Source organism: Mycobacterium sp. GA-1841, assembly GCF_001954135.1.
Lineage (GTDB): Bacteria > Actinomycetota > Actinomycetes > Mycobacteriales > Mycobacteriaceae > Mycobacterium.
In genome coordinates this window covers 17,319-38,399 of the sequence record NZ_MBEQ01000068.1, presented here as the reverse complement: position 1 = coordinate 38,399, position 21,081 = coordinate 17,319, and the positions used below count along the sequence as shown (strand labels likewise).

20 protein-coding genes and 4 tRNA genes are annotated in these 21,081 nt (G+C 67.3%); 7 read left to right on the top strand and 17 right to left on the bottom strand.

Going from position 1 to position 21,081, the window contains the following annotated elements:
* Positions 1-59: 59 nt before the first annotated feature.
* Positions 60-632 carry a class I SAM-dependent methyltransferase gene (locus A5740_RS15710; RefSeq protein ID WP_076195404.1) on the top strand — a complete coding sequence of 191 codons (573 nt, stop codon included), beginning with the start codon at positions 60-62 and terminating at the stop codon, positions 630-632.
* On the opposite strand, the gene aftC is transcribed toward A5740_RS15710, so the two are convergent.
* The 3 genes from aftC to A5740_RS15695 are packed head-to-tail and all read right to left on the bottom strand — an operon-like array spanning position 624 to position 4,305.
* Positions 624-1,916: an arabinofuranan 3-O-arabinosyltransferase gene (gene aftC, locus A5740_RS15705; RefSeq protein ID WP_076195403.1), complete on the bottom strand. Its 1,293-nt coding sequence runs from the start codon at positions 1,914-1,916 to the stop codon at positions 624-626. The two genes, A5740_RS15710 and aftC, sit on opposite strands and share 9 nt — an antisense overlap.
* A 21-nt stretch (positions 1,917-1,937) precedes the next feature.
* The gene (locus tag A5740_RS15700; RefSeq protein ID WP_076195452.1) at positions 1,938-3,515 is read right to left on the bottom strand and encodes an alpha/beta hydrolase; all 1,578 of its coding nucleotides are present in this window, start codon (positions 3,513-3,515) and stop codon (positions 1,938-1,940) included.
* A gap of 22 nt (positions 3,516-3,537) precedes the next feature.
* Entirely contained in the window at positions 3,538-4,305 is a 768-nt protein-coding gene (locus A5740_RS15695; protein ID WP_076195402.1) for a pyrimidine reductase family protein, read from the bottom strand.
* Positions 4,306-4,339: 34 nt separating this feature from the next.
* Here A5740_RS15695 and zapE point away from each other — a divergent pair, with 34 nt between their 5' ends.
* Positions 4,340-5,377 (top strand): cell division protein ZapE, encoded by a 1,038-nt coding sequence (gene zapE / locus A5740_RS15690; RefSeq protein ID WP_076195401.1) that lies wholly within the window; start codon positions 4,340-4,342, stop codon positions 5,375-5,377.
* On the opposite strand, the gene A5740_RS15685 is transcribed toward zapE, so the two are convergent.
* From A5740_RS15685 to A5740_RS15670, 4 genes are read right to left on the bottom strand one after another with little or no spacing between them, the layout of a single operon-like run.
* Positions 5,374-5,925, bottom strand: coding sequence for a GNAT family N-acetyltransferase (locus A5740_RS15685; RefSeq protein ID WP_254849202.1), 552 nt, complete (start codon positions 5,923-5,925; stop codon positions 5,374-5,376). The two genes, zapE and A5740_RS15685, sit on opposite strands and share 4 nt — an antisense overlap.
* Positions 5,889-6,419 carry a hypothetical protein gene (locus A5740_RS15680; RefSeq protein ID WP_076195400.1) on the bottom strand — a complete coding sequence of 177 codons (531 nt, stop codon included), beginning with the start codon at positions 6,417-6,419 and terminating at the stop codon, positions 5,889-5,891. Before A5740_RS15680 ends, A5740_RS15685 begins: the two co-directional genes overlap by 37 nt.
* 44 nt (positions 6,420-6,463) lie before the next feature.
* Positions 6,464-6,889, bottom strand: a complete 426-nt coding sequence (locus A5740_RS15675; protein WP_076195399.1) for a PPOX class F420-dependent oxidoreductase — start codon at positions 6,887-6,889, stop codon at positions 6,464-6,466.
* A 24-nt stretch (positions 6,890-6,913) separates the two neighbouring features.
* A complete protein-coding gene (locus A5740_RS15670) occupies positions 6,914-7,663 on the bottom strand; it encodes a Clp protease N-terminal domain-containing protein (protein ID WP_076195398.1) in 750 nt (249 codons plus the stop codon).
* Positions 7,664-7,828: 165 nt separating this feature from the next.
* Between A5740_RS15670 and A5740_RS15665 the strand changes: the two genes are divergently transcribed.
* On the top strand, positions 7,829-9,172 hold the full coding sequence (locus A5740_RS15665) for a HAMP domain-containing sensor histidine kinase (protein WP_076195450.1): 1,344 nt from the start codon (positions 7,829-7,831) through the stop codon (positions 9,170-9,172).
* A 12-nt stretch (positions 9,173-9,184) separates the two neighbouring features.
* Here A5740_RS15665 and A5740_RS15660 read toward each other — a convergent pair whose 3' ends face one another.
* Positions 9,185-9,850: a FadR/GntR family transcriptional regulator gene (locus A5740_RS15660; protein WP_076195397.1), complete on the bottom strand. Its 666-nt coding sequence runs from the start codon at positions 9,848-9,850 to the stop codon at positions 9,185-9,187.
* Between the two features lie 140 nt (positions 9,851-9,990).
* On the opposite strand from A5740_RS15660, the gene A5740_RS15655 reads away from it, so the two are divergent.
* Both A5740_RS15655 and A5740_RS15650 read left to right on the top strand, forming a co-directional pair.
* Positions 9,991-11,148: an MFS transporter gene (locus A5740_RS15655; RefSeq protein WP_076195449.1), complete on the top strand. Its 1,158-nt coding sequence runs from the start codon at positions 9,991-9,993 to the stop codon at positions 11,146-11,148.
* A 76-nt stretch (positions 11,149-11,224) separates the two neighbouring features.
* Complete coding sequence (locus tag A5740_RS15650) at positions 11,225-12,361, top strand: TDT family transporter (RefSeq protein ID WP_076195396.1); 1,137 nt, start codon at positions 11,225-11,227, stop codon at positions 12,359-12,361.
* Positions 12,362-12,363: 2 nt separating this feature from the next.
* Here A5740_RS15650 and A5740_RS15645 read toward each other — a convergent pair whose 3' ends face one another.
* Complete coding sequence (locus A5740_RS15645; RefSeq protein WP_076195395.1) at positions 12,364-13,299, bottom strand: LysR family transcriptional regulator; 936 nt, start codon at positions 13,297-13,299, stop codon at positions 12,364-12,366.
* Between the two features lie 267 nt (positions 13,300-13,566).
* Between A5740_RS15645 and A5740_RS15640 the strand changes: the two genes are divergently transcribed.
* Positions 13,567-14,625, top strand: coding sequence for a 3-deoxy-7-phosphoheptulonate synthase (locus A5740_RS15640; RefSeq protein ID WP_076195394.1), 1,059 nt, complete (start codon positions 13,567-13,569; stop codon positions 14,623-14,625).
* On the opposite strand, the gene A5740_RS15635 is transcribed toward A5740_RS15640, so the two are convergent.
* From A5740_RS15635 to A5740_RS15615, 5 genes are all read right to left on the bottom strand, one after another.
* Positions 14,622-15,434 (bottom strand): hypothetical protein, encoded by an 813-nt coding sequence (locus A5740_RS15635; protein WP_076195393.1) that lies wholly within the window; start codon positions 15,432-15,434, stop codon positions 14,622-14,624. The two genes, A5740_RS15640 and A5740_RS15635, sit on opposite strands and share 4 nt — an antisense overlap.
* A gap of 117 nt (positions 15,435-15,551) precedes the next feature.
* On the bottom strand, positions 15,552-17,117 hold the full coding sequence (locus tag A5740_RS15630; RefSeq protein ID WP_076195392.1) for a PPE family protein: 1,566 nt from the start codon (positions 17,115-17,117) through the stop codon (positions 15,552-15,554).
* 130 nt (positions 17,118-17,247) lie between these two features.
* A complete protein-coding gene (locus A5740_RS15625) occupies positions 17,248-17,904 on the bottom strand; it encodes a heme oxygenase (biliverdin-producing) (protein ID WP_076195391.1) in 657 nt (218 codons plus the stop codon).
* Between the two features lie 110 nt (positions 17,905-18,014).
* On the bottom strand, positions 18,015-18,581 hold the full coding sequence (locus tag A5740_RS15620) for a TetR/AcrR family transcriptional regulator (protein ID WP_076195390.1): 567 nt from the start codon (positions 18,579-18,581) through the stop codon (positions 18,015-18,017).
* 88 nt (positions 18,582-18,669) lie between these two features.
* Positions 18,670-18,745: transfer RNA gene (locus A5740_RS15615), tRNA-Gly, on the bottom strand.
* A 183-nt stretch (positions 18,746-18,928) separates the two neighbouring features.
* Between A5740_RS15615 and A5740_RS15610 the strand changes: the two genes are divergently transcribed.
* Positions 18,929-20,563 (top strand): serine/threonine-protein kinase, encoded by a 1,635-nt coding sequence (locus tag A5740_RS15610; RefSeq protein WP_076195389.1) that lies wholly within the window; start codon positions 18,929-18,931, stop codon positions 20,561-20,563.
* A 146-nt stretch (positions 20,564-20,709) separates the two neighbouring features.
* Here the strand turns inward: A5740_RS15610 and A5740_RS15605 are convergent.
* From A5740_RS15605 to A5740_RS15595, 3 genes are all read right to left on the bottom strand, one after another.
* Positions 20,710-20,784, bottom strand: a tRNA-Val gene (locus tag A5740_RS15605).
* A 17-nt stretch (positions 20,785-20,801) separates the two neighbouring features.
* A tRNA-Cys gene (locus A5740_RS15600) sits at positions 20,802-20,875 on the bottom strand.
* Between the two features lie 30 nt (positions 20,876-20,905).
* Positions 20,906-20,978, bottom strand: a tRNA-Gly gene (locus tag A5740_RS15595).
* Positions 20,979-21,081 lie beyond the last annotated feature (103 nt).

Here is a 21,081-nt window from a genome sequence, read left to right as displayed (position 1 = left end):
AAGCATTGAGCCGGCACGCCGGGCGATCCTGGAAGTCCACACCGACGACAGGAGCCCCCATGCCGACAATGTCACAGATCGAGCGTGCCTTCTGTAAGACCGCGCTGTGGCGGAAAGGGACCGGTCAGGCCGTGCTCGGCAGCCTCCCGGTTGACCGGTTGGGTCGTCAGGTGCTCGAAATCGGTTCCGGCAGTGGTGATATCGCGGCGCGGCTGCGGCAGGCCAATCCGGATTTGGCGATCACCGCGACCGACTTCGACCCTGCGATGGTGCGCTCCGCGGCGCGGCGGCTGCAGGTGTACCCGGACGTGACGGTGCGCGGAGCCGACGCCACCGATCTGCCGTTCGCCGACGATTCCTTCGATTCGGTGGTCAGTTGCCTGATGCTGCACCACATCGTGGAGTGGGAGAAAGCCGTCGCCGAGATCGCCCGGGTGTTGCGGCCCGGAGGTGTGTTCACCGGGTACGACCTGACCCGGACCCCGGTGGCCACGGCGATCCACCGGCTCGACCGCTCGCCGTTCCGGCTGGTCAATCCCGATGAACTCGACCGGGTCTGTGCCCGGCACGGTTTGGAGATGCAGACCAGGACCCAGCTGGCGGGTCAGATCATGCAGTTCACCTCAGGCTGATTCGGGTTCTCGGGCTCGAGCCATCCACGGCGGGTCGATGCCTTCGTCGAGCCTGCCGTCGGACTTGGCGTCGAGGTAGCGGAAGTACAGCACGCAGAACACGACCACCACCAAGAGCGACCAGCCGTAGGTGATCTTCATGTATTCGAGGAAGCGCCCGGTGGTCGGCCAGCGCCACATCAGCCAGCGGTCCATCGTCATGAACCCGTAGACCGCGAGCCAGGCCGGCCAGTTGCGGAGCACCGAGTTCGGCAGCACCACCGTCATCAGGAACGGGAACAGCATCATCGAGTAGTAGCCCTGGGCGAGTGAGAGCACCAGCCACGAGGTGACCAGCAGGACACCCGAGGAGGTCAGCATCCAGAACAGTTGATCGCGTTCGCGGTAGTAGCGGTACAGCAGCCACAGGCTGATCACCGCGAGCACCACGATCGCGACCCGCAGCACGATGATCAGCCACATCGGCAGGCCGTAGTAGATGCCGTTGCCCAGGATGGCGGAGTTGAAGTAGTCGCGGGTCTCCATGATGTAGGGCAGCGTGTTGCGCACGAAGCCCATCGGGTCCGATGACAGTGGCCAGGCCACCGCGTTGAACACGATCGGGACGGCGAACGCCGTCACCAATGCCCGCCACTGCCGGTTCAGCAGGGGCAGCAGGAGCAGCACCGCCAGCACGGGTTTGACGACGAGGGTCAGTCCGATCGCCGCGCCGGCCCACCACTGATGGCTCACCTTGCCCGACAGCAGCCAGGTGAAGAACAGCACCTCGGCCAGCAGGATGCAGCCGTTGATGTTGGTGAAGACCAGTGTGTTGGTGACTGATTCGGTGCAGTACATGGCCAGCAGCAGGGCCGGCAGTGCCACCGAGGTCAGCGAGAACTTGAACAGCCGTACCAGAAGACAGGCCGCGATGACCACGGCCACCGAGTTGATCGCCACGAACCAGAAGCGGGAGGCGAACTCGGGCAGGAAACCGAAGGGCGCGAGCAGCAGCGTGCCGCCCGGCGGATACAGGTAGTGCGGATCGACGAAGTTGAAGTGCTCGTTGTAGATGTCCCAGTGCCGACGGAAGTTCGACACCGCGCGGTACACCGGGCCGAAGTCGTCGGTGATGTAGCCGTTGGTCGACAGCACGTAGCTGCGGTGGATGATCGACAGGATGGCGATCGGCCACAGTGCCGAGCGCAGCACCGTGGCGGTGCTCGGCGGGGAGGTGCGGGGACGGAATGCGTTCAGGACGCCGGAAATGATGGAATCTGCTGCCGCCACCAGCGAACCGTACACCGACGCCGTCGGGGCCCGTCGTCAGGCGGGACAGTACGTGTCGGTCTCGGGCAGGTTGCCGCTTTCGAGGTAGCCGGCCACCGGCGGCAGCGCGCAGGCGGTATAGATGCTCGCCCCGTGACCGATGCCCTGCCACATCACCCGTCGGTTGTTGGCGCCGGCGTTGATGACGGTCGCCGCGACGGCGGCGACGCCTTCGTTGCCGACGATCGGGTCGTTGTGGACACCGAGCAGCAGCACCGGGATCTTGAGATCGTGCGGGTCCTTCGGTGCCGAGCCGCTGGGCCAGTTGAGGCACTTCACCAGGTCGAGTGCGCCCACGGTGCCGAACTGCGGATAGAGCTTGCCCCAGGCGACGACGAGTTCGCGGACCCGGTCGGGGGTGGGCCGGTTGAGCGCGTCGCTGCAGGAGTTGACGAAGTGCCCGTCGGACTGGCGCAGGTTGTCGCTCTGGGTGATCAGCGCCGAGATCGGACCGGCGTCGCCCGCCCGGGCCGCGGCCAGGGCGGCGGCCAGATTGTTGGTCGCGGCCACCCGGTCACCTTGCGGGAAACCCATTCCGGTGGCGATCGCGTGGGCCAGAGTGGCCACCGACGCGCCGCCGGGGCCGCGTCCGGCGCGGGCCTCGGTCAACAGGGCGTCGACGGCGGCCTTCGGGTCCGGTGCCAGCGGGCAGTTGGTGGCGACGCACTGCGCGGCGAACGCGTCGAGGGCGGCCTGCTGCCCCTTGACCCGCTGCTCGGCGGCGGCCTCCGCGGCGATGCCCAGCGGCAGCGGGGAATCCAGGACCAGCCGGGACACCTTGTTGGGATGCGAGCCGGCGTAGGCCAGCGCCACCTGGGCGCCGTTGCCGACGCCGAGCAGCGCCAGCGTGGGCACATCCCAGGTGCTGCGCAGTCTCTCGAGATCCTCGGCGGCGTGGGCGTTGTCGTAGGCCGAGTCGCCCGGGGCGATCGTGTCGGTGCAACTGGTGGTGGCCGTCATGGTGACCGCACCCAGGTTGGCCACCGGATCGTCGCCGGCCTGGAACTGCGTCTGATCCAGCATTTCCTGACGGTCGTAGAGGTCGCGGCAGTCCAATGCGCCGGACATTCCGATGCCGCGTCGGTCCACGGCCACGATGGGGTGGGTCTTGAGGATGTCGGTTCCCGAGCGCGACAACCACGTCGGCAACTGCACCGAGGTGGGGATGTCGGATCCGGTGGTCATCACGAGCGGGCCGGCATCGGCCGGCGTCTGTGTGGATTTGGCGCGGACCACGCCGATGCTGAGGGTGCCGGTGGCCCCGCTGATCGGATCCAGATCGGCGTCGTAGGTTGCGCACTCGAGCGTGACGTCGGGCGGCGGCTGGACGCCGGCGTCACCGAAGACGCGGGGAGTGCAGTCCCGCCAGGACAGGTCGTTCTTCGGCGCTTCGATGCCGGGCGGACCGGCCGGGGCGGCAACGGTGGTCTGCGGCTGCCCCTCCGGGTGCTCGCCGTGGTCGGTGGCATAGCGCGGATCAGCGGCCAACAGCGGTGAACAGGCGGTGAGCAGTAGTGACAGGACGGGCGCCGCGACTGCCGACCTCCGCAGGGCTTTCACCAGCTGATGACGCATGCTGACCACAGTAGCGACATGCTCATCGCACGTAGCGCGTGTACAGGTAGCCCTCGTCGTCGGTGAGCAGGTGGGCCGGCCGCAGTCGGGTGTGCGCCTGGCCCGGCCCGGTGGCGATGCGCCTGGCCACCCCGCCCACCAGGATGGGCGCCACGGTCAGACACAACTCATCGAGCAGATCCTCTTCGATCAACGTGCTGAGCAGTTGCGGGCCGCCCTCGGTCAGCACTCGGAACAGCTTGCGCTCGGCGAGGATTCGCAATGCCACCGCGGAGTCGACCAGGGTCGGGTCGGCGCCCGATGCGTCGATCACCTCGGCGACCGCGCCCAGTCGGCGGCGGGCGTCGACCACGTTTCGGCTGCCGGTCAGGATCAGTGGCGGTACTTCGGTGCGGGTGAAGAACTTGGCGTGTGGGTCGAGGTCGGCCGACGCGGTGACGACGGCGATCGGCGGTACCTCGGCCTGGCCGCGGCGCTGACGCTCCTGGCGTTGGGCGACCGAAAGCTGTACCCCGGAGTAGTTCTCGATGCGCACGGTCGCCGCGCCCATCAGGATCACGTCGGCGGCCTGCCGCATGAGATTGAACACAGCGCGGTCACCCCGGTTGCCCAGGCCGCCGGTCTTGCCGTCTTCGGTGGCGCCCCCGTCCAGGCTGCTGATCATGTTGCCCCGCACCCAGCATTTTTGCAGGTCATCGGGGTAGGCGTAGTACGCCTGGAGCTGTGCGTCGGCGACAGTGTCGACGTTTCCCAGCACGGTCAGGTCGAATCCGGCGATGTCATCGGACATGAACTGAATTGGAGCACGTGGCTACGCTGCCTGCATGCACGGGTCCAGCGGCGTCGCTCATCTCGCCGATCGTCATCCCACCGTCACGCCGGAGCGGTTGGTCGCACAGCTGATCCCGCCGCCGACATTCGCCGAGGTCAGCTTCGACAGTTACCGTCCCGATCCGGCCGAGCCGTCGCAGGCCGCCGCGGTGCAATCGTGCCGCGCTTTCTGCGAGCAGGCAGCCCTCCGCCGGGCGGGGAAGAAGAAGCTGTTCGGTAAGCGCGAGGTGCTGCCCGGGGTGGGGTTGTACCTGGACGGCGGCTTCGGTGTCGGCAAGACCCACCTGTTGGCCTCGACCTATTACACGTTGTCGCAGGGGGAAGCCCCGACGGCCTTCGCCACGTTCGGCGAGTTGACCCAGCTGGCCGGGGTGTTCGGCTACAACGAGTGCATCGAGTTGCTGTCGGAGTACGTGGTGGTGTGCATCGACGAGTTCGAACTCGACGATCCCGGCAACACCACGCTGATCTCCCGGCTGCTGTCGGCTCTGGTGGAGCGTGGCGTGTCGATCGCGGCCACCTCCAACACCTTGCCCGAGCAGTTGGGTGAGGGCCGGTTCGCCGCCCAGGACTTCCTGCGGGAGATCAACACGCTGGCTCAGATCTTCACCACGGTGCGCATCGAGGGACCGGATTACCGGCATCGCGATCTGCCGCCGGCCCCCGAGCCGCTGTCCGACGGGGAGGTGGCCGAGCGGGCCGAGGGAATCGCGGGGGCAACCCTCGACGACTTCGACGCGCTGTGCGCCCACCTGGCCACCATGCATCCGTCCCGGTATCACGCGTTGATCGAAGGTGTCACCGAGGTGTTCATCACCGGAGTGCACCCGATCGAGGATCAGAGTGTGGCGCTGCGTCTGGTGGCGTTGACCGACCGGCTCTACGACGCGGGCATCCCGGTGCTCGCGTCGGGGACGAAGTTGGACACGATCTTCAGCCCGGAGATGGTGGCCGGTGGCTTCCGCAAGAAATACCTGCGTGCCACTTCGCGCCTGCTGGCCCTGACGGCTGCGGCGCAGAGGACCGGCTAAACCGGCCGGACCATCACGTAGTCGTTCTCCACGCCGGCGCCGAGCCGGAACGTCTTGGTGCCGCTGACCGTGAATCCGCTCTTGGCGTAGAAGCGCTGGGCGCGTTCGTTTTCCTGGTTCACGCCGAGCCAGACGCAGCGGACACCGGAGTCGGCTGCGGCGTCCAGGGCCGCGGTCATCAAGGCGGTGGCGACCCCGCGGCCGTGACGATCGGGCAGCACATAGATCTTGGACAATTCCAGTGCGGGCCGCTGCGTCACCGCCCGCTGGACGTCGGGGTCGTCGGGGACACCGTGGATGAGCATGGCGTACCCGGTGATTGCCGGACTTCGTGCGACCAGCACGATGCGCCCGGGATCGGTCAGGTACGCGGCGAAGCGTTTCTCTGAGAGGGTCTCGGCGATGAACGCGGCGATGTTGTCGCCGGTGGCCGACGGGGGACAGGCAAGGGGAAACGTGGCGGCCGCGACCGCGGCAAGTTCGGGGACGTCCGCCGCCGTGGCCGGCTCGATCAAGGCAACGGGCTGCCCGGCTGCCACAGATTCCACTGCGCCAGGTGCTTGCCCGAGCGGGTGTCGACCAGGACCACGTTGGTCACCAGGGCGCGGTAGACATCCCAGTACACGTCACCGTTGACCGTGGCGCCCGGGGGCGCGTTGCGCAGTGCCGCCTCAAGCCGATTCGGTGCATCGGTGTGCTTGGGTACGTAGGCGTCGGCGTACGGGGTGACGCCGTTGAACGTGAAGTCCAGTGCCATCTGGTACGGGTTGGGCGCCGCGATGGTGGTGACCGTGACCGGGGCGCGCCAGGGGCCGCCCTGGGCGCGCCAGCGGGGTGAGCCGTTCCAGCCCCAGCCCGGCGGGACGTCGCTGGCGAGCACGTCGTGGACGGTGACATCGGCGACGACGCCGTCGTTCTCGACGCGCAGCGTCTCACCGATCCGACCGATGGGGGTTCCTTCGGCCGAAGCCGCCGGTGGGGCCACGACGGTGGCAACGGCCACCATCACGGCCGTGAACATGAACGCGAACCAGCGAGGCATGCCAGGCATGATCGCACAGACTGAAACGTGTTACAGCCGGTTGGTCAGGACACCCAGGGCCCGACGCCGCCGACCTTGTCGATCCGGATGCGGGTCAGCCAACCGGGCGGGGCGTCTTTTGGCGGGAACGGAACCCCGGGTGCGGCCAAGGTCTGGGCCAGCTGTTCGAGAAGTTCCGGCGCACCGCCCTCGACGACACGCGCGGTGCCGTTGATCGCGAGGTACGGACGCATCGCCTCGCCGACCCGTCCGGGGTCCAGGATGGTCACCGCGACCCGCGGGTCGCGGCGAATGTTCCGGACCTTCTTGTGCTCGGCCAGGTGTGCGGTGACGAGTTCGTCACCGGCCGGGGTGGATTGCAGTGCCACCCAGACCAGCGTGACCTGTGGACCGCCGTCGGGATTCAGCGTGACCAGGGTGGCGTCGGCTCCTGCGCCGATCAATTCGCGTGCGGCGTCGTTGAGTAACACCTTTGCTTCTACGAATGCCTCGCCTCATTCATTCCCCGATGGCTCCTGATTTTTCGCCATGAGCGGGGCCAGGGCAGCGGCGAGTTCGGACTCGAACCGGGTGAGGTCGGCGCCGAGTCGGTGCAGTGGACCGTCTTCGTCTTCGGCCTCGGCCAGGGCCAGCAGGATGTGTTCGGTGCCGACGTAGTTGTGCCCCAGGCGAAGCGCTTGGCGGAAGGTCAGTTCCAGCGCCTTCTTGGCCGCGCCGTTGAACGGGATCAGCGCCGGCACCGCGCCGGAAGGCGGTGGCAGGGTGATCACAGCTCGGGCAGATTCAGCGGTGATGTCTTGGCTGGCAAGGAGTTTGGTAGCCAACCCCTCGGGTTCGGCGAACAGCGCCAGGAGGAGGTGATCGGGGGTGATCTCGGAATTGCCGGCATCGTGGGCGGTGTTCTGGGAGACCACGATGACGTTGCGGGCCCGCGGGGTGAACCGTCCGAAGCCGGTGTTCGGGTCGAGTGTGGATGGATCGAAATCGGGAACCTTTGGCACGAAACGCTTCTGGACGGCCTGTTTCGTGACGCCCATGGCCTTGCCGATATCGGTCCAGGAGGCGCCCGAGCGCCGCGCCTGGTCGACGAAATGTCCGATGAGGTGGTCGGCGATCTCGCCGAGGGCGTCGGCGGCGATGACTGCGTCGATCAATTGCTCGAGGGGTTCGGTGTGGGCTTTCTTGATCGCCCCGATGAGGTCGTCGAGGCGGACGGGGTTGGTGATCACGACGGGTTGGCTCATACGTCAACCGTAGGTTGACGATGCCCGATCGTCAACTATTGGTTGACGGCCGGGACGGGGCGGTGCCGGTGTCGCAGCGGCGCGTTGTGCGGATCAGGCAAGATAACGCCGGTGAGTCTCGAAGAGCGCGTGCTGCGACTGCTGCGCCCCGTGCTGCGGCCCGTGATGAGGGTGCTGTCGTTGCGCACCATCGTCATCGTCGCTGCGTTGTCGGTGGTGGTCACGGTCATCACGCTCGGAACCTGGGTGTGGCTCGGCGTCACCAACGACCAGTACAGCCAGCTGGACCGGCGTCTGGATTCGCTGAGCAGCCTCGGTGACGTGAGCACGCTGCTCACCGCGGCCAAACCGGGATCGGCGGACACGACGATGCCCGACGACGGCGGTCTGGTGCGTACCGCACACATCGGGGGCGTCAGTGTCTCGGTGCCCAGTGACATCGTCTTGCCCAAGTTGGAGAACGGCTACGCCAACACCACGATCGACGGTGTCGAGTACCGGGTGCGGACGTTCACCGCGGGGCCGGCCACGATCGCGTTGGGCGCACCGCTGGCCGAGACGCAGCGCCGGATCGACGAATTACATCTGCGGGTGCTGTTGATCTGTGCCGGCGTCATCGGCAGCACGGTCGTGGTGGGTTGGATGATCTCCCTGGTGATGATCACCCCGTTCCGCCTGCTGGCCCAGCAGGCCCGCGCCATCAACGCCCAGTCCAAGCCCGACGAGGTGCAGGTGCGCGGCGTGCTCGAGGCGGTGCAGATCGCCGAGGCGGTCGAGGGCATGCTGGCGCGCATCGGCAATGAACAGGAACGCACCAAGGCCGCGCTGGAATCGGCCCGCGATTTCGCCGCGGTGGCCTCCCATGAGTTGCGGACTCCGTTGACGGCCATGCGGACCAACCTCGAGGTGCTCTCGACCCTGGACATGACCGCCGAGCAGCGTCAGGAGGTGATCGCCGACGTGATGCGCACCCAGAGTCGTATCGAGGGCACGCTGACCGCGCTGGAGCGGTTGGCGCAGGGAGAGTTGACCACCGTCGAGGATTTCGTGCCGATGGATGTGACCGAGTTGCTCGACCGGGCCGCGCACGATGCGTTGCATACCTATCCAGGGCTGCGGGCCACCTTGATGCCCTCGCCGACGGTGTTGATGCTGGGCATGCCGGCCGGGCTGCGGCTGGTGATCGACAACGCGATCGCCAACGCCGTCAAGCATGGTGGTGCCACCGAGATCCGGCTCAGTGCGGTGAGCTCGGCCGACGACGTGCAGATCGTGGTCGACGACAACGGGTCCGGCGTGCCCGAGTCCGAGCGGGCCGGGGTGTTCGAGCGTTTCGCGCGCGGTTCCACGGCGTCGCGGTCTGGGTCCGGGTTGGGGCTGGCACTGGTGGCGCAGCAGGCCGAATTGCACGGCGGCACAGCCGCTTTGTTGGAGAGCCCGCTGGGCGGGGCGCGGCTGTTGCTACGGCTGCCGCTGACCCGGGGACGGATGGACGACGCGCCGTTCTGAACTCCGGCGTGCTCAGCAGTCCTGAACCGGTGTCCGGGCCAGGATCTCGTCGAGAAAGCCCGCTGCTTCGCGTCCGGCGCGGTCCACGTCGCCGGCGGCGATCGCCTCGACCAGCTCGGTGTGCGGGAACATGAGCCCGTGGGGTGCGGCGCTCGTCGTCGCGACGCTGGCGGCGATCGCCTCCAGAAGCCCGCGGTAGATCTCGATCAGCACCGGGTTGTGCGACGCGCGCACGACCGCGAGATGGAACTCGGTGTCGGACTTGGTGAACTGCACATGATCCGTGGTGTCGGTGTGCACCAGGAGAGAGCGCAGGTTGGCGACGTCGTCGTCGGTCCGGGCGACCGCGGCCAGGCGGGCCCCCTCCACCTCGAGGCAGCGCCGGACCTGGAGCACGTCGCGCAGTTCGGATCCGCACAACCGGCGGAGGGCGGCCGATACCTCGCTGGTGGCACGCACGTAGGTGCCGTCGCCTTGTCGAACTTCGAAGATGCCGTTGTGTGCCAGTGCCCGGACGGCTTCGCGCACGGTGTTGCGTCCGACGCCGAGCGCCTCGACCAGTTCGGGCTCGGTGGGAATCCGGCTGTCGACCGGCCATTCACCCGTGGTGACCAGGGTGCGCAGCTGCTCGATCACCTGATCGACCAGGCCGGTGCGTCGCGTTGTGGCGAGCGGCACTCAAAAATCCTTTCATCCAATCATGGGATGTATGGCACCATAGCCGAGTGAACCGGCCTCTACGCAGCGAATCGCTGAACAGTTACGAGCACGATCTGGAACTCGAACTGGACGGCGCCGTAAAGGTTCGCCCGGCGGCGATGGCGGCCGGTGGGGCACTGCTGGTTGTCGCGGTGGTCTTGACCGCGCTGAACCTGCGCCCGGCGATCACCAGCATCGGGCCCGTCCTCGGCGACATGCGCGAGTCGCTCGGTGCGTCGGCGGTCTGGGCCGGTGTGCTGACGACCATGCCCGGCCTGTGCTTTGCCGCGGCCGGTCTGGCCGCCCCATGGCTGGCCCGCCGGATCGGTCTGGGGCGCGCCATCTCGATTGCGCTGGTCATCCTCAGCGTCGGCCTCGTCATCCGGGTGGTCGACGGCCCCTATGTGGTGATCGGCGGAACCTTGGTGGCCACCGCCGGTATCGCGTTGGTCAACGTCCTCATCCCGGTGGTGATCAAGGGTTCGTTCCCGGCCCAGATCGGTCTGATGACCGGTGTGTACACCGCGGCGCTGCAGGGCGGCGGGGCACTGGGGTCCGCGGTCACACCACCGCTGGAACCGCTGCTCGGCGGCTGGCGCGGGGCGTTGGGCTCGTGGGCAGTCGTGGCCGTCATCGCGCTGCTCTTCTGGCTCGTGGGAGCGCGCGGGATCAGCTCGGCCCGCGCCGCGGAATCGGCGGGCGCGGCCCGCCGCTCGCTGCTGCGCAACCCGCTGGCCTGGACGGTCACGCTGTTCTTCGGCTGCCAGTCCTTCCTGGCGTACATCGTGATGGGCTGGCTGCCCGAGGTCTTCATCGACAACGGAGTCAGCAAGACCGACGCGGGTCTGCTGGTCGGGCTGGTGTCGATCCTGGCCGTTCCGATCAGCCTGATCATCCCGCCGTTGGCGGCCAAGCAGAAGCACCAGAGCGGCTGGATCGTCGGACTCGGCCTGATCGGGATCGTCGGGATGATCGGCCTGCTCGTCGATCCCGGCGCGGCGCCGCTGCTGTGGAGTCTGTTCGTCGGTATCGGGATGAGCGTGTTCTCGATGGCGCTGACCGTGATCGCGCTACGGGCGCGCAATGCCGAGGACACCGCGCAGTTGTCCGGTATGGCGCAGGGTTTCGGATACCTGCTGGCCGGCGTGGGCCCGTTCCTGTTCGGTCTGCTGCACGAGCTGACGGGTAGTTGGACCGCACCGTGGGCGATGGCGTTGGTCGTTTACCTCGTGCAGATGGTGGCGGGGGCGTTGTCGGGCCGTAACCGCTACGTCTGACCCACAAGACGTCCTTGTGAGCCCACAACGTTGTGGTGGCTACCGCTGAGCGGTCACAACCACCACGCTTGACGGTGTGACCGCCTACACCGCCGCCTACACAGCCCAGAGACCGTTCCACACCGCGCTGGTGGCCGAGTCGGACAGTGCCGGTTCGGTATTGCGCCACATCACGCCGAACTGGTTCGCCTCGGTCATGGGCACCGGGATCGTCGCGACCGCCGCGACGACCCTGCCGTTGCGCGTGCCTGGTCTGCCTGAATTCGCCACGGCGGTCTGGATTCTCGCCGGCACCGTGTTGGTGATCTTGACCGTCGCATTCGCGGCCCACTGGATCCATCATCGCGAACATGCGAAAGCCTATGCGGCACATGAGGTGATGGGTCAGTTCTACGGCGCCCCGGCGATGGCGCTGCTCACCGTCGGCGCAGGTGCGTTGTTGCTCGGGCCGGCGATGTTCGGTGAGTCCGTCGCCCTGGCGCTCGACGTGGGTCTGTGGACCGCCGGCACGCTGTTGGGATTGGTTGTCAGCCTGTGGCTTCCGTTCGCGATGATCACCCGTGCGGATCACAGCGACATCGCGGCGGTGCCGGCCTGGATGATGCCGGTGGTCTCGCCCATGGTCTCGGCCTCGACCGGCGCGCTGCTGTTGTCACACCTCGGCCCAGGGCAGGCCGGGATGACGCTGCTGGTGGCGTGTTATGCGATGTTCGGGTTGAGCCTGCTGGCCGGTCTGATCACCACCACGATGGTGTATTCGCGGCTCATGCACGGCGGGTTCAGCCAGGTGCAGGCGATTCCCACGGTGTGGATCGTGCTCGGCGTGGTGGGGCAGTCGATCACCGCGGCCAACCTGCTCGGCGCCCATGCCGGCGCGGTGCTCGACGATCCTGCCGCGGTTTCGGCTCTGCACGCCTTCGGCATCGTGTACGGGCTGGTGATGGCAGGTTTCGGGGCGTTTGTGTTCTGCCTGGCGGCGGCGCTGACGGTGCACGGCGCCCGCCGCGGGTTGAGGTTCAGCCTCACCTGGTGGAGCTTCACCTTCCCGGTCGGTACCTGCGTGACGGGGGCGTCCGCGCTCGGTGCGGCCACTGGCGCGATGGTGATCTCGTGGCTCGCCGTGGCGTTGTATGTGCTGCTGTTGGGAGCGTGGGCGACGGTGGCGACCAACACCGCTCGCGGGTTGCGATCCGGCCGGCTGTTGCGCGGCTGATCTCACCGCGCCGAGGCGATGTGAGCGAGCAGGTTACGTACTGCCCCGGCCGGCGGAGTCCGCCCGCCTGACCAGATGGCACGCAGTTGGCGGCGCAGATCCAGTCCGGCCACGGGCACTTCGGTCAACCGGCCCAGGGTGAGGTCGTCGTCGACGGCCAGTCGGCTCATCACGGCGGGCCCGGCACCGGCCAGCACCGCGGCGCGCATCGCGGCCGCCGACGACAATTCGATGGCCGGCTCGGCTTGCCGACTCGAGGGGCCCAACGCCGCGCGCAGGGCGGTGCTGAGGGCTTCCCGTGTGCCGGAGCCCGGTTCGCGGGAGACCAGTGCGGTGTCGTTGAGTTGAGCGGCGGTGACCGAAGCAGACCGTCGCGCCCAGGGGTGATCGGGCCGCACCACGGTCACCAGCTCGTCGTGCGTGATCACTCGGCTGTGCAGTCCTCGTGGCAGACCGGGAGATTCGATGAACCCCAGATCGGCCGAGCCGTCGCGCACCGCGGCGATCACCTGGTCACTGTTGGCCGCGGTGAGGATGACCTGAGGCACGGTGGCACCGGCGCGCGCCGCCTCGGCCTGCAGCGACACCAGCCAGCGCGGCATGAGTTGCTCGGCGATCGTCAGACTGGCGGCGACGGCGATACGGCTGTGGCTCTCACTGCGCATCGCCGCCAATCCGGAGTCCACCCGGTGTGCCACGTCGACCAACTGATCCGCCCACTCGGCGACCACCGCACCGGCCGCGGTCAGCCGTGATCCGCGGGGTCCGCGCTGAACCAGCCGCACCCCCGTCTGAGCTTCGATGGAGGCGAGTCGCGAGGACACCGCCTGCTGGGTCAATCCGAGCTCACGTCCCGCAGCTCCGAGGCTGCCGGTGCGGGCGATCGCCAGCAGCACTTCGAACGCTGCCAGCTCTGGCATCCGGGCGCTCAGCGGCATGCCAGGATCGTAGGTTGCGGCCACAAACCATGCTTGTGAACGCGCCGGTTGTGGTCCGCGGGCCGCAGTGGTGTAGCCTGGCCGACGTGACTATCGGTGTGTGTGCCGGCTATTGGCGCTTTATCAAGGCTCCGGGCGGAGCCGATAAAGCGCAGCACTAAGCACGCATCCACCCGGAGCCCAGGCAGTGACCATCGGTCGCTGCCTTTCGTCGTTACAGGGCGCCGGAACTCTCGCAGGTGCCCACCACCAGGAAGGCACCTGACAATGAACTTGGCGCAGATCGCCAACGCCCCCGCCACATCAGACCGACGGGTCCGCAGCTTCAGCGCGATCCCCAGCCCGCACGACGTGCTGACCGAGTTCCCGCTCGGCGAGCGCCGGGCCGAACGCGTGGCCCGCGACCGCGATGAGATCGCCGACATCCTGGCCGGCCGCGACGACCGGTTGCTGGTCGTGGTCGGACCCTGTTCGGTACATGATCCCGCCGCTGCGCTGGAGTACGCGTCGCGCCTGGTGAAGCTGGCCGACGCCCTCAAAGACCAGCTCAAGATCGTGATGCGGGTGTACTTCGAGAAGCCGCGCACCACGATCGGTTGGAAGGGCCTGATCAACGACCCGGGTATGGACGGTACCTACGATGTCGCGCGTGGCCTCCGGGTGGCCCGCCAACTCCTGCTCGACATCATCGACATCGGCCTGCCGGTCGGCTGCGAGTTCCTGGAGCCGACCAGCCCCCAATACATCGCCGACGCGGTCGCCTGGGGTGCGATCGGGGCCCGGACCACCGAGTCGCAGGTGCATCGTCAGCTGGCGTCGGGGTTGTCGATGCCGGTCGGCTTCAAGAACGGCACCGACGGCAACGTTCAGGTCGCGGTCGACGGCGTGAAAGCCGCTGCCGCCCAACATGTCTTCTTCGGCATGGATGACATGGGCCGGGGAGCCGTGGTGAGCACCGCGGGTAACGAGGACTGCCACGTGATCCTGCGCGGCGGTACTGACGGGCCGAATTACGGTGCCGACTCGGTATCCGACGCCGCCGCGAAGTTGACCGGCGCCGGGCTGCCCGGTCGGATCGTGATCGATTGCAGCCATGCCAATTCCGGCAAGGATCATGTCCGCCAGGCCTCGGTGGCCGCCGAGGTGGCGCAGCTGGTGCGCGACGGCCTGCCGATCAGCGGTGTGATGTTGGAGAGCTTCTTGATCGCCGGCGCGCAGTCTCCCGAAGCGCGCCCGCTCACCTACGGCCAGTCGGTCACCGACAAGTGCATGGATTGGGAGGCAACGGATCTGGTGTTGCGGGAGCTGGCCCGCCGCGCGGTCTAGCTGCCGGTCGGCTTACGGTACTGACCGCTGGGGTCACGGTCGTACTTGGGCGGTTCGGCGGGGTCGAGTTCGATCAAGACGTCGTCGCCCGCGTCATGGGGTGCGCTGAACACGACGACGGCTGACCCTGCCAGCGGAACTCGGGAATGGTGGGCGACCATGTTCGCGGCCACCACTCGGCGTCCGGTCGGGGCGTCGAAGGCGATGGTGACGGTGAACTGAGGGTCGTCTGCGGTCCAGCGCTTCAGGAATTTCACGTTGCGCAGCTCGCCGGGCGAACGCACACCGTGCCGTCGCAGCGATGCCAGCCGGCGCTGCCGCCGCCGGGTGTAGCGGATGCCTTGCCACGCGGCGAAGGTGACGATTGCTGCCCCAAAAGCGAACACGACACTGAGCGTCGCCATCACACCGGCACTGAAGTCTCTGAACCACAGTGCGGCCCCGAGCAATCCGACCGCGATGCCGGTCAATGCCGGGATCAGGGCCACCCGGTGGCCGGTACTGCGCTGGCCGAAGGTATCGCGGGCCTCGTCGGAGACGATGCCGCCGAGGATGGCAGGAAGAAACGAACCGACGATCGCGGCGATGCCCAACCACGTCGACGGTTCGCGGGTCTGCATGCCGTGAATCCAGAATGCTGCGCCGACGGCGATCGGTATCCACAGGATGAACGTGAGCACGGCGAAGAAACGCAGTGTTTCCGACGGATGGGTGACGGGCACGGTGATCCGGCCGTGCTTTTCGACAGTGGAGAAGTGCGGAAGCGTGCTGTCCCAGGTGTCAGCTTGCGGTGCGGTGTCGCCGGTCATGCGGTGCTCCCTCCTCCTCGGGCTCCCAGTATCGGCATACCGGGGTGCCGACGGCTCGCCGGCACGGACCGCGCACCGCAATTCTCACGAATTGCTCATAGCCCCAACATAGTTCGGTTAAGCGTCCTTTTCGGAGCCGGTGTCATCCACGCCGTCGGGTTGCCAGCTCCCCGGCATCATCGGCAGGGCCGCACCGGTGCCGTAGGTGTCATCGGCCAGCGTGGTCAGCCCGGCTGGTCCGCCGGCCGTGGCCTTCACTGCGGTGCCGCTGAATCCCAGATTCCCGGATCCGCTGGCCGACGCGCTGGTGGTGACGGTCTCCGGCGGTGGCGGCGTCTCGGTGTCGCCGCCGGCGGTCATGAACTCGTAGCGATAGCCACGATCCTTGACTGTGCCGCCACGTCGCTTGCGTGCCTGCGCCCGTCGCCGATTGGACGCCGCGGCCGTGGCGGCGGCCGCCGCGGATGCCCCCACGGAGTCCGAGGCCTGGGCGGTGGCAGCGTGGCGCATGGTCGGGCCGAAGCCGAATCCGGGACCGCCGCCGCCCACCGCATACATGGCGGCCTCGGCCCCGCCGGCGATCGGGGCGGGCGCCGACACGGGGGCGGGCGTGGCCGGCGTCGGTGCCGGCGACGTCGGTGCGCTCGCGGGTGCCGACGGTGCCGGTGAGGCCGGCATCGCGGCCCCTGCGGGATGCTCGGCCGGCGTGGCGATCTCGTCGGCGGGCGCATCGATCGGGATGTCGTAGCTCTGCGCCAGCCCGACGATGCCGAGCAGCCCGAGCATGGCGGGGGATACCGCTGCGGTCACCGCGGCGTAGAGCGGGGTCCCCAAGATGGCGAAGACTGCCGAGTAGGCGCCGAGGAAGAAGACGTTCATGTACGTGCTGAACAGCAACGAGGGATCGGCGATGATCTCGGCGAGAACCTGGGGGATCCGCCATGGCTCGAGAATGAATTCCCGGAGTTGGTCGTACATTCCGTAGAAATGCTCCGATTGCCCGGCCAGCCAGTTCCCGATGGGATCATTTGCTTCGATCCAGTCTTTGAACGGGTTGCTCAGCGCGAGCCCCGACTCGGTGGCCCGGGCTCCGGCCGCGGACTGCATCATCATTGCCGAGGCCGAACCGACCTCCCCGGCAGCCGGAACCAGAAGCAGCGGGGCCGCGGTCGACGCCGGTGCGGTGGTCACGGCCACCTCGGAGGCACTCTGGTAGACGGTCATCGTCGAGGCGGCCTGGATCCACATCCGGACGTAATCGGCTTCGTTCACCGCGATCGGGACAGTGTTGATGCCGAAGAAGTTGGTGGCCACCAGCACACCGAGGGTGGTGCGGTTCGCGGCCAACTCGGCCGGCGTCGGCATGGCCGCCAGGGCTGCGCTGTACGACGCGGCGGCGGTCTCGATCTGCGCGGCCACTCCGGCAGTGCTGGCACTGCTCTGGCTCAGCCAGGCCACGTAGGGGCCATGTGCCGCGGTGTAACGCTCGGCGCTCGGTCCCTCCCATGCGCTTGCCGTCACCGACCCCACCAGCGTCGTCAATTCTGTTGCTGCTGAGGAATATTCGGTACTCAACGCGCTCCAGGCTCCGGCAGCAGCCAGCAGTGGGCCGGCGCCGGGGCCGCTGCTGAGCAGGGCTGAGTGCACCTCGGGGGGTATGGCCATCCAGACGGGGGCGGTCATCGCGCGGGCGTCTCCTCTCGATCGCGGTGCCCCCCCAGCAGAAAGTATGGTTAGCGTAAGCTAACTTCAGCCGGTTTGGGGTATGAAGTTCCTATGTTTTGGCGGAATCGTCAATTGAAGTTCGGGCTGGTCAGCGGTGGTAGGTGGGCAGCTTCTCGGCCAGTTCGTCGAAGACGCGCTGGTTGAGGCTGAATGCCGCCTTCACTTCATCGACCACGCGATCGATCTCGTCCTCGGCCAAGCCCAGTCCGTCGAGGCGATCGCGGTAGGCATCCTTGTAGGGCTTGGGGCGCACCGGAAATGTGTAGAACGCCAAGCCTTTTCCGTCGAGGTCGAACGAGCGCTCCAAGATCCGGCCGATGGCCTGTCCGCCCGAAAGATCACCGAGATAGCGGGTGTAGTGATGCGCCACCAGCGCGCCGCCCCACGGCGAGTCGGCGAACCGGGCGCAGTAGGCACGGGCCGCTGGTGAGTCGATGTCGCGCTCGGTGCCGGGCGCCCAGTGGTCCAGATCGGCGTCGATGGCATCCAGCCGCTCGAGTGCCGGGTCGTACACCGCGCCGACGAGGGGATCGTCCCGGTGCTCTCGGACGGCGGTCTCCAATGCGTGGTAGATCACCCGCAGGCGCAGCAGATAGTCGACGTAGCCCTGCTCGTTCACCCGGCCGTTGAGGAGTTCGGTGACAAACGGCGACTGCTCGGCGGCCTCGTGCTGGTCGGTCGAGTCCTGACGCATGGCTGCCGACAGGCGGCGGATGGACTCGGCGGCGACGGCACTCGGCGGCATTTCGGCTCCACTTGGTAGGGCTGCGCTTTGACAGGTTGTCAGCATCATGCTGACAACCTGTCGGAAACCTAACACGGTCCCGACGGGTTCGGGGAGCTACGGATTGTGAGTTACGGCGTCGCGTTCAGCGCACGCAGCACAAACCGCTCGATGTTCGCCCGCGGCAAATGGCGCGGCGCCAGGCAGGCATGCAGCAGAGACATGGTGGCGGCCGCGTCGTCGACCACGAACTGCCCGGCGGCGACACCCCGGGTGAGAATCTCGCGCAGCACGTCTTCGACCGCCACCACGTGATCGCGGATGGCAAGCATCGTCTCAGTGGACAGGGCTCCGTAGAGCTGCATGCCCATGCCCATATGGAATTCCTGGCCGGCCTCGAGCTGATGGCCGATGTAGACCTTGAGACGTTCGACCGGATCCTCGACCTCGGACAGCGCGGCGCGCAGCCCGTCGAGATACCGGGTGGTCTCGTGGGAGGCGAAGGCGATCACCACCGATTCCTTGTCGGGGAAGTGGTGGTAGATCGCGGTCCGTCCGATGCCGGCCTCGGCCGCCAGCTTGGCCATGGTGATCGCGTCGAAACTGTGCTCGGCCATCAGCGCGGCGAAAGCCTCGAAGATGCGCTGTTGGACCAGCTCGCGGTGTTCTTCGACCGATGAGGCGCTGATCCTGGGCACGCTCGACTTTAACGTCCGCCGCGAAGTCCGAAGCTGTTAGTGCAGCCTTAGCAGTCGGCCCGCGGAATTTGATGGCACAAACCCATCGTGGAGCGGATGACGGGATTCGAACCCGCGACCCTCACCTTGGCAAGGTGATGCGCTACCAACTGCGCTACATCCGCGCGCCACAGGCGAGGTCGTCGCCCGTCGCGATGCAGAACACTAGCCCACCGATGTACGCAGGCACAAATTCCTCGCCTCTGACTTGCTTTGTGGGGCAATGCAAACGGTGCCCGCTCGGCTAGGGGCGCCGGTGATCCGGATGCCGACGGCAGGCGGTGGAGCGCAGTTCGTAGGATTCCTGGATGCCGCTCAACGTCGGTGAGACGTTCGCCGTGTTCCGGATCATTCGACCGCTGAGCTCAGGCGGGGCCGGGGAGGTCTACCTCGCTCAACATGCCCGGCGCCCCGGCCGTGACGCGTTGACGTTGCTGCCGCGGGCGTGGTCCGCCGACCCGGAGTACCGGGAGCGGTTTCACCGGGAGGCGGATGGTGCCGCCGGGTTGTGGCATCCCAGCATCGCTCGGGTTCGCGAGCACGGGGAACATGACGGTCAGCTCTGGTTGTCGACGGACTTCGTCGACGGCACGGATCTTTCTGGTCTCCTTGAACAGCACCCCGACGGCCTGCCGCGCGAGCAGGTTTTCCGGATCATCACCACGGTTGCCGCAGCACTCGACTACGCACACAAGCATGGCGTGGTACATCGCGACGTCCGGCCGGCCAACGTCATCCGCGGTGATGTCAACGGTATCGGGGAGGCGCCAGTCACCGTCGTCGGACTGGGTATCGCTCACAACGTCGGGCCCGGCTATGCCGCACCCGAGCAACTTGTGGGGGAGGAGGTCGACGGCCGGGCCGACCAGTACGCCTTGGCTTGTACGGCCTATCACCTCTTGACCGGGATGCAAGCGTTCGCGCATTCCAATCCCGCTGTCGTGGTCAGCCGTCACGTCAACTCGAAGCCGCCGGAATTGGCCGACGGTCGGCCGGAATTGGCCGACCTCGATCCGGTGCTGGCCAAAGCTCTCGCGAAGAACCCGGCTGACCGGTTCGCCAGCTGCGGCGCTTTCGCACACGCACTTGCTGACGAAACTCCCATGGCTGCACCGGCTTTGGCTCCGAACCAGGCCGCACCTGCTGCCGCTCAGCCTGAGCCCCGATACAGGGTTCTCGAGCAATCGGGCTGGGTTCCTGCCGCCGTGATCGCCGCCGTGAGCGTCGTCGGTATCGGACTGTGGCAGTTGTGGCCGTCTCCGAACGCGGCGGCCAGTGGACAGCCCAGCCCACCGCCGAGCGCTGCCAACGTGGTCGGCGCGAACGTGGCGAACACTCCGGCGCAGCCCACCGGTCCCACCTTCGACGGCCTCTACCGCCTCGACTACGACAACCCACACGCCGCCCTCAACGGCAATCCCTGGCCGGCGGCGGGCAACCAGATCGCCAGCTATTGGTGGGCATTCCGTTCGACGTGTAGACCCTCGGGATGTGTGGCGACGTCGACGCGCATGGACGGCACCAACAATGCGGTCCCCTCCGCCGAGGGTGGCGGCATGACTGCCATATTTCGTTTCATCGAGAGTTCTTGGCAGGGCGATCCGGGTAGAGGGTCGTTGCCGTGCGAGGCGCCGATCGTCGGTCAATTCCAGGCGATGGATACGGCGTTGGCGTTGGCGCCACAGCCCGACGGTGGGCTGGCCGGCGCGCAGACCACCACCATCCAATCGAACGAGTGCGGACTGCAGGGTGCGGTGATCACCGTGCCGGTTCGCGCCACCCGTCTGGGAGATGCCTTGCCGGGCAGCCCGGTCGCCAATCCCGCCGCGGTCGCCGACCCGCTGCCGCCGGCTCCTCAACTGCCCGCACCGCCTCCGCCGCCCGGTCCGCCGGTGCCTCCGCCGCCAGGGCCTCCATCGGCTCCGCCATCCCCGCCGGCGTAGGTGCTGTTCCCGCACAGCAACTTGCGCCACGAACGTCGGCTTGTGCGCGAAAGGTCAATGGATCTTCGAACACAAGCCAACGTTGGACGTGCACGGGGTCGGCAACCGAATCGAGGCAAAAAAATAGCCCTGATCAGGGGCTATGCTGGTGCGCGATACTGGGATTGAACCAGTGACCTCTTCCGTGTCAGGGAAGCGCTCTCCCGCTGAGCTAATCGCGCGGGTTGAAACTCTTTCTTGGAGGTGGAGACGGGAATCGAACCCGTGTGCACGGCTTTGCAGGCCGTTGCCTCACCACTCGGCCACTCCACCACTGGGGTTGATGCCACGATCGCACCTTCGAGCGGATGACGGGATTCGAACCCGCGACCCTCACCTTGGCAAGGTGATGCGCTACCAACTGCGCTACATCCGCGCGCCACGAGCGAGATCGTCGCCCGTCGCGATGCAGAACATTAGTCCACGGACGCGCGCAGACACAAATCCCCATTACGCAAGGGCGAAGTGGGGCTTAAAAC